This window comes from Bacillus sp. AF62, from assembly GCF_050312695.1.
GTDB classification, from domain to species: Bacteria; Bacillota; Bacilli; order Bacillales; family Bacillaceae_G; genus Bacillus_A; species Bacillus_A cereus.
Window position 1 is genome coordinate 1 of the sequence record NZ_JBNPJZ010000099.1, and the last position, 7,986, is coordinate 7,986.

Sequence of the window (7,986 nt, forward strand, 5' to 3'; positions counted from 1 at the left end):
ACTATCATTCTTCCAGGAAAACGGGTTTCTTTATGCATTCATTTTTGGATATTTATGAGTTTTGCAACACCCTCTTAATAAATAGAAGTCTCTAACATATAGATTCAAAACTCTTTATACAATTGCCCTGTAAATTAAGTAAATGTACTAATTTAAGGAGGGAATTGTAAGGTTTTCTCTGATTACATCCAGAAGTCATTTTCATCTGTATTTTTGATGTTTTTGTCATAATTTAGAAAAGTCTATTTGATTAGAGTTTCATATTGTCCAGGTCGAGAATCATAATTATAAATAATGAGATAATACGTTCCTTTTTCAGCGGTGTAGGTATTTGTAAGGATATTGTTATTATTAGTAGATAGATAGGATACATATACGGAGGGAGAAGAAGCATGAGCAAGAATCCAACTTAATCCAATGTTGTTTTTGTTTTGTACAGAAATTGAAAGATCCATTTTTGAAGGAACATCTATTTTAAATATGTCCTGTGCATCATTTTGATTTAAAGAACCATTAAGAGGCCCATTGGTAGAGAGTGTGCACTGGCAATATCATTATTAGGCTCGGCTTCATAAGAGATAGGTTGGTATGTTTGAAGGGCTTTTCCAGCATTAATTAAACCACCTGTTAAGACTTTATTCGTTAATGTTGAAAGAGGCGAGGTATTATTCATTATTTTGTTTTTTACTTCGGTAGGGCTATAGGAAGGGTAGGTAGATTGGTTTTATGAACCAAAGTATCTCAACGTCATATTATATATAGAATGTTATATAAGTCTCTTTTAGAAATTTATCATGCATAAATTCATTTGAATGTAAGTCATACCGATTTGTTAAAGAGTTTAAGAGCTATATGATGATAGTGAAAATACAAGTAGGGCTTAATAATATTCTACGATGTTTAGAAATGAGGAGATTAATTTGCCGTTAACATTTATGTATGTAACGAGTCAAAAGGATAATAATATTGAAGTAATAGATGTAGCAAATAATGAAGTTGTTTCTAAAATCCCAGTAGGAATTAAACCGCGTGGGATAGCGATTACTCCAGACGGTCAATATGCTTATGTGGCGAATTTCGGGAGCAATACCGTATCTGTTATTCTTACAGAAACGAATACGGTATTGACATCCATTAATGTAGGGACAAATCCTACAGATATAGCAATTACACCAAATGGACAGTCTGTATATGTAACAAATTTTAGAAGTAATACAGTATCCGTCATCGATACCCTAAGTAACGCTGTGTTAACTACCATTCCAGTTGGAAGTATGCCAAGAGGTATTGCTGTCACTCCGAATGGGGCATTTGTTTACGTTGTAAATTTTAATAGTAATCGTGTTTCTGTAATTGATACGAACACTAAAGCTATTATTAAAACAGTTATCGTGGGAGCTGCACCGATTGACATAGCAATTGCAGCAGATGGTTTATTCGCCTATGTAACAAATCATAGTGGAAAAACATTGTCTGTCATTGATATCGCAACCAACACAGTGAGCATGACAATTCCAGTTAGCGTGAAGCCTTATGCAGTTACAATTACATCAAATGGAACGTATGTTTATGTGACTGGATATAATACGAATATTGTAGAGGTTATTAGTACAACAACGCATACAGTAACAGATTCTATTACTGTGGGAACATCACCGATTGGAATATCTAATTCTACAGGTGGAAACATTATATATGTGGTTAATGAAGGAAGTAATACTATATCTGCAATTGATCAAAGGATGAACACTGTCATTGCAACTTTTCTAACAGGTATTCAACCTTATGGAATTGGTGTAGTAGGATCTGCAGGTGGAATAGGCCCAACAGGAGCTACTGGAGAAATGGGAGCGACAGGACTACCGGGTCCAACAGGAGCTACTGGAGAAATGGGAGCGACAGGACTACCGGGTCCAACAGGAGCTACTGGAGAAATGGGAGCGACAGGACTACCGGGCCCAACAGGAGCTACTGGAGAAATGGGAGCGACAGGACTACCGGGCCCAACAGGAGCTACTGGGGTAACGGGTCCGATGGGTTCAATTGAAGCATTTCCTACTGGATATGTTTATCAATTAGCTACTCTTACTGATGCTACAGTTGTAGGAGGTGCGGATATAGTATTTAGTAATAATGGGCCGCTGAATGGCATAACTCATACGGCAGGAACAACTACAGTTACTGTTCCTACCACAGGAGTTTACAATCTTAAATTTATTGTCAATATTACAGCTGGTATAGGAAGTCAAATTGGGATTGCTGTAAATGGTACTGTAGACGCTTCAACCGTATACCCAGTATTAGTGGCCGCGGGAGGAATTAGCGGCCAGGCGCAATTATTGTTGAGTGCTGGAGACATCCTTACCTTGAGAAATAATAGCGCAGTACCTTTGACTATGAGTCTTGCTCCTACAATTGGATCTTCTATGATTGTCAATTAATTATTTTAATGTAATGTATAAAATATCTTTGATTAATTATATTGTATATGTGGAGCGGGATAGGGTAAAGCGCATTCAGGGCTGGATGTAAAGCATTGAAAATGTGATAGTTAAGTAAAAAGGTATATTTCTTCATACATCCGAGGGAAGTATACCTTTTTGTTGCATACGTACCATATCAATCTAAGAGGAACGAAAAGGAAGGAAGTTTAACAGAAAGTAAATAGGGAACAGTTAATAATGAGGGGATAGAACTGAAGTTTTACAACTGGAAGTTATAACAATGAAATTAGTTAATATACTATCTATTGATAAAGTAAGAATAAAATATCAATATGCTTAAAACGCTCAATGAGGTGATATTATATGACAAACGGAGTACCAAAACCACCAAAGAAGAAAAGTGGTTCAAAAAAGGAACCTAGACCATACATGGATGAATTTGAACAACAAGCAGCTGCTGAATTAATTCAATTAGCAATGCAAGATGATATGGGATTAGTGTTTACAGTGTATCGAAAATATAAAGAACCAGATATCATTCAAGGGAAAATCGTTAAGCTTGAACAACAAATGGATAGAATTGTAGTGAGTGATGGCCCAAATATAATATATAAAATTCAATTCATGGATATTTTAAAAATCGAAACGCCTAGTTAATTTAGCTAGGTGCTTTTTATATGGCCATAAATTCTTTATTGAAGTAGAACTTGTCCATTAATTTATTTACAATCCCGTTGAAATAAGCGAATTTACCCTTGTTCATTTTTGTGCCCGCTTTAATTTTCATAATAAACTCTTTAATAGCTTTTAAGCCGATAGTAAGTTCCTGGTCTTTAGTAAATGCTTTATCACCTGCTGTATGGTTAATGATTTTATTACACTGCCTTACGACCTTCCACAGTTCTTGAATTGTTTTAGATTCACTGTAAAAAGAACTAACCAAAGAAACAAAACGTTCTGGTACCCAGTGAGCAACAAAATCAACTTGTTCAATATTTTCTTCTGGAGTATTGCTATTCTCATTACTATTACGTTTGTTTATATCTTTTATATTTTGTTTTAAGGTTTTAGTAGTTGTTTTATTGGTGTGACATTTTTCTTCATTTTTAACAGGAGCTTGTGTGACAACATGTTCTTCCACAATTGGTTGAATAACAATAGCATTACTTGTTTGTCTCATATCACTTTTACGCTTCATTTCTAGTTGTTTAATAATACCTAAAGACTCTAAGTGTAGGCATACCCTAATAACCGTTCTACGGCTAATATTGAGGTCTTCAGCGATGTGTTTTTTTGTTCTGAATGATACACCAAAGAACTTAGAAGAATAGTTGTGTAATTTATTTAATACAGTCAATTGAGTTTTATTTAACTGATCTACGAATTTTTCTTTGTATGCACGAACAGTCTTGTTTAATTCATCGACTGTTTTAAATGTTGCTAGGTTTTCGTATGTTTCATTACTTGCAAAAATTGTAATTCCTTGTTTCTTTTCCATAACGGTTTGTCTCCTTTTTGGAAACAAAAAAGCAACGTCACCAATTTGGTAAACGTTGCTTAATAGACCCTACATGATGTAAAATAACTCATGAGAGTATAGCAAGTGTTTACCTGGTCAGCTCAGGTGGACGGTATATAGAGTGTTCGTAGCACTTTATATACACGCTGTGCTCTTTTGTTTTTGTAGATTTTGCACGCTGAAATAATTTTGCATGAATTTTGCACGATTACTTCTAAAAATCTAAAGGAGCCTTGATATAAAAGGGGTATTTTACTATTAGTTCAAATCCCTCTGGGCGCGTCAAAAAGTCCTAACTTACGTTTTGTAGGTTAGGACTTTTTTATTTATCTCATTATTTGAGGGTTAAACAAAACAAACTGATGGAAGTCTCATTTTATATGTGTACTTTCAAAATGCCTTGTCTCATTGCTTCTGTTAAAGCTTCGGAGCGTGATCCTACTTTTAATTTTTTGAAGATTTTTGTTAGGTTGTATTCTACAGCTCTTGAACTCATGTACAGTTCATCAGCAATTTGTTTATTGCTACTTCCTTTAGAGACGGATTCTAAGATTTCTAATTCTTTTTGTGTAAGAAGAGCGGTTTTATTTTCAAGTTGTTGAGTCGTTATATCATCTGTACGTAGTTGACGTAATAACGAAATAGGAAGTAAAGTATATCCGTTTACAGCTGCACGAATTGCCATTAATAGCTCTTGTTGAGAAGCTGATTTACTAATAATGCCGCTGATACCAGAGTTTATTAATAAATTGAATTGGGATACGTATTCAAAACCTGTATATAAAATGATTTTTGCATCTGTTTGAATATGTAATATTTTCTGGGCGAGTTCAATACCACTACAATTGGGCATATTCATATCTAAGAGGTATACGTCAAAAGGTGTAGCGTCACTTTTTATAAGTGCTTCCTGTTCATTTAAAATATATTCTGCTTGCATATCTTCTTCTAATTCAATCATGTTCTTTGTTCCTTCGCCTACAATTTGATGATCATCTACGATTAATACTCGAATCATTATTTACCACCTCGGAACTGTAATGTTTATTTGAAGTCCTTTTTTAGCTTCGGATACTATATGTATTTCTCCACCAATTGATTGAAGCCTTCCTTTTATACCGGAAAGCCCCATATGCTGATTAGGAGAGTAGGGAGTGTCTATATTAAAACCTTTGCCGTTGTCTCGGTAGTCTAGGAAAATACAGTTATTCTCTTCCCATAAAAAAATCGATACGATGGTTGCCTCGGAATGTTTATCTGCGTTTGTTAGTAGTTCTTGAATGATACGATATAAAGATAAAATTTTGTCAAAATCGTAATGATGTTCTTGAATTGATTCATGATCAAATTGAATTTGAAACTGCACACGCAATTGTGTTTGGGCTAGCAATTCTCTTAATGCACCAATTAAACCAGCATCTGATAAAAGTGATGGACGCAATTCATTACATGTGTCGCGAATTTGTTGTATTACATCGTGCATACCGAAATGGATTTTTTTTAGTTCATTTTTTAATTCTAGTGGAACGGATTTGTTTTTTAGTAAAGAATCTAGTTTGCGGTACCATACGATTTGATCTTGTAATGCAGAGTCGTGTAAATCTGAAGCGAGTCGGCGCCTTTCTTGTTCAGAAATTTGAAAGAGTAGGCGTGATAAGCTTGCAGAATTTGTTTTGGATTCTAAACTCTCCTGCTCTAGAGAATGAATAATTTCATTAATGGTATACAAGTTTTCGTAAATAAGACGGACGTATGTCGTGACAGTGATGAACCATGATTTTTCATGCGTATTATATTTAATATTATTCACTTTTCTTCCAATCCAGATGTAGTGTTTTATATGTTTAGTAGAGTATAAGTAAATGCCAATGCATCCATCATCCTCTAATAAATCATTAATTAGTAATGCTGCCATACTCCATTTTTTCTTTTTAGAAAGTGTGAAATCTTTTGTTTGTCCATATCCGTTACAGAGTGTATATGTGTTGTCTTTCATATCATATTGAACAAATTGAATAAAAGAAGGTTTCAACATCGAAACGATTTCATTAGTGAATTTTTTCTCTAACTCTTCTGTTTTCATAATAGATGATAGCTGTGCGGTAAACTGTTCAATGTTTACGTATAAGTTTGTTTTAGTCCGAAAGAGGTGATTACGGAATGTAAAATCTAATCTTTCTTTTAATATGAGAAATAGAATATTTAACGGAAAAATAATAATAAAACTTTGCAGTAGTCGAGAGAGAAAATTGTCTTTGTAATAAATGCTCCAGCTCGTAATGATTGCAATTAATAGAGTTGGAATTAGTGACAGAAATGCGTAATACCGTAAACGATCAAATACAAACTCTATATCAAAAATCTGCTTCGTCGCTACTAAATAAAAATAACCGATTGGTAGAGCGATTAGGAACATAGCGCCAATATCTGCTGAGAGAATCGGTGTTCTGAATATTGCATCTGGAAGAGCATAGAGTGTAACGAACGGAAAGAAGGCAATGGAATGAATCGTGAGCATTAATTTTAAAAATGGTTTATGTACTGTACTGTGATATTTGATATAGGCACGGATTAAAAAATATATACAAAAGATAATATTTATTGAAAGGTAAATTAGTTCTAATCCATCGGTATTAACTATTGGAAATGGAATGAACATCGTTAAATTAGAGAGTAATAGTAAAATAATGCCGATTGTAATATCGATTTTTAGAAATCTCACAGAAATAACGTATAGTTGCTTTTTCTTGAATAATTCATTCAACAATAAAATGAGAGACATAGGTGTACCTTGAAATACAATACTTAAAATAATGAGAGCGATAAAATCACCTTTACCAGATTCAACTGCGATTAGAAGACTTGAGGAAGTCATGAATAGAAACGTGATCAAAAAGAATGTTTCCCGGTTCAAAGGCTTCTTTGTATAAAGAAAAATAGATAACCCTAAACAAATAAAAGCGAGTAGGAAGGGAAAGTATACAGAAATAATTTTGTCACGAGAATCAATAAAATGTTGTGTTCCTTTATAAGTTTGGGTGATATCGTCTTTTTTAATTTGTATTTCAGATGCATTTAGTGATTGGTTTTGATATCCAGGAAGTATTCCTAAATGAGGCTTTTCTTTATTTATCGAATAGATTATATCTCCTTCTTTTAAGTCCGTCAGAAAAGCCCAACCGGAGGATTTAATTTTTGCTATTGTGTATGTAGTTGAGTCTGTTTTAGAAATAAGAACTCCACTATATGGTTGGTTTATTTTATATAAGATATAGCCTTGTAAACAAAAATACAGGATAGTTACACATAAAATGAAAACGAAGTTACGTTGTATCTGCAACGGTTTAGACACCTCTCTTTGTAGGTATATCGTTTAATTTCTGAATATTTTTATAATAACATTTAAGAAGTTTTCATACAATCAATGTCATCTGTTGAAATTGCGGTGAACCACATAAGAGTGGTTCGCCTTTTTTACGGTAAATACAGTACGGATTGCGGACAATAGCATCAGAAAGAAGTCTATGATAAAGATACAACTTAACAAGTAACTGAAGGAGGCAATAGTGATGAAAAAGTTTTTTTTGATGATAGGCGGGATTGTATTAGGAATGGCGGTTATTTATTTCGTAAAAAGCTAAAAGGAGCTGTTATGGATGGCATTTGAAATTCAAGGATTAAATAAAACATTTGGTGAATATAAGGCCGTTAATGATTTAAATATACGTGTAGAAGAAGGTGGAATTTTAGGGATGCTGGGCCGAAATGGTGCTGGTAAGACGACGACGATTCGTATGATCTTAGATTTAATCAAACCGGATAGCGGCCAAATTCTATGGAATAATCGCCCTTTTTCAAAGAAAGACCTATCTATTGGCTATTTACCAGAAGAGCGTGGATTATACCCGAAAATGAATGTAGTGGAGCAATTGGTGTATTTCGGCAAGTTAGAACCTGTTTAGAATCTATGGTATAATCTGTACAAAAAAGGATATTTTCTATGATACATAATTATACAAGTAA

Annotated in this window: 7 protein-coding genes; 3 read left to right on the plus strand and 4 right to left on the minus strand. The window is 33.9% G+C overall.

What is annotated here, in order from left to right; genetic code table 11:
• Nucleotides 1-242: 242 nt before the first annotated feature.
• Nucleotides 243-482 (minus strand): pre-peptidase C-terminal domain-containing protein, encoded by a 240-nt coding sequence (locus ACQRBL_RS26235; protein ID WP_368857248.1) that lies wholly within the window; start codon nt 480-482, stop codon nt 243-245.
• 438 nt (nt 483-920) lie between these two features.
• On the opposite strand from ACQRBL_RS26235, the gene ACQRBL_RS26240 reads away from it, so the two are divergent.
• Together ACQRBL_RS26240 and ACQRBL_RS26245 are read left to right on the plus strand one after the other, a co-directional pair.
• Entirely contained in the window at nt 921-2,441 is a 1,521-nt protein-coding gene (locus ACQRBL_RS26240; RefSeq protein ID WP_197265641.1) for a beta-propeller fold lactonase family protein, read from the plus strand.
• 366 nt (nt 2,442-2,807) lie between these two features.
• Nucleotides 2,808-3,101 carry a YolD-like family protein gene (locus tag ACQRBL_RS26245; RefSeq protein ID WP_023523431.1) on the plus strand — a complete coding sequence of 98 codons (294 nt, stop codon included), beginning with the start codon at nt 2,808-2,810 and terminating at the stop codon, nt 3,099-3,101.
• Between the two features lie 16 nt (nt 3,102-3,117).
• On the opposite strand, the gene ACQRBL_RS26250 is transcribed toward ACQRBL_RS26245, so the two are convergent.
• The 3 genes from ACQRBL_RS26250 to ACQRBL_RS26260 all read right to left on the minus strand — a co-directional run bounded on the left by ACQRBL_RS26250 (nt 3,118) and on the right by ACQRBL_RS26260 (nt 7,303).
• Nucleotides 3,118-3,942 (minus strand): helix-turn-helix domain-containing protein, encoded by an 825-nt coding sequence (locus ACQRBL_RS26250; RefSeq protein WP_411996018.1) that lies wholly within the window; start codon nt 3,940-3,942, stop codon nt 3,118-3,120.
• 397 nt (nt 3,943-4,339) lie between these two features.
• Complete coding sequence (locus tag ACQRBL_RS26255) at nt 4,340-4,981, minus strand: response regulator (protein ID WP_000621763.1); 642 nt, start codon at nt 4,979-4,981, stop codon at nt 4,340-4,342.
• A 3-nt stretch (nt 4,982-4,984) separates the two neighbouring features.
• The gene (locus ACQRBL_RS26260) at nt 4,985-7,303 is read right to left on the minus strand and encodes a sensor histidine kinase (RefSeq protein ID WP_411996019.1); all 2,319 of its coding nucleotides are present in this window, start codon (nt 7,301-7,303) and stop codon (nt 4,985-4,987) included.
• A gap of 316 nt (nt 7,304-7,619) precedes the next feature.
• Here ACQRBL_RS26260 and ACQRBL_RS26265 point away from each other — a divergent pair, with 316 nt between their 5' ends.
• Entirely contained in the window at nt 7,620-7,925 is a 306-nt protein-coding gene (locus ACQRBL_RS26265) for an ATP-binding cassette domain-containing protein (RefSeq protein WP_411996020.1), read from the plus strand.
• The last annotated feature ends 61 nt before the right edge of the window (nt 7,926-7,986 follow it).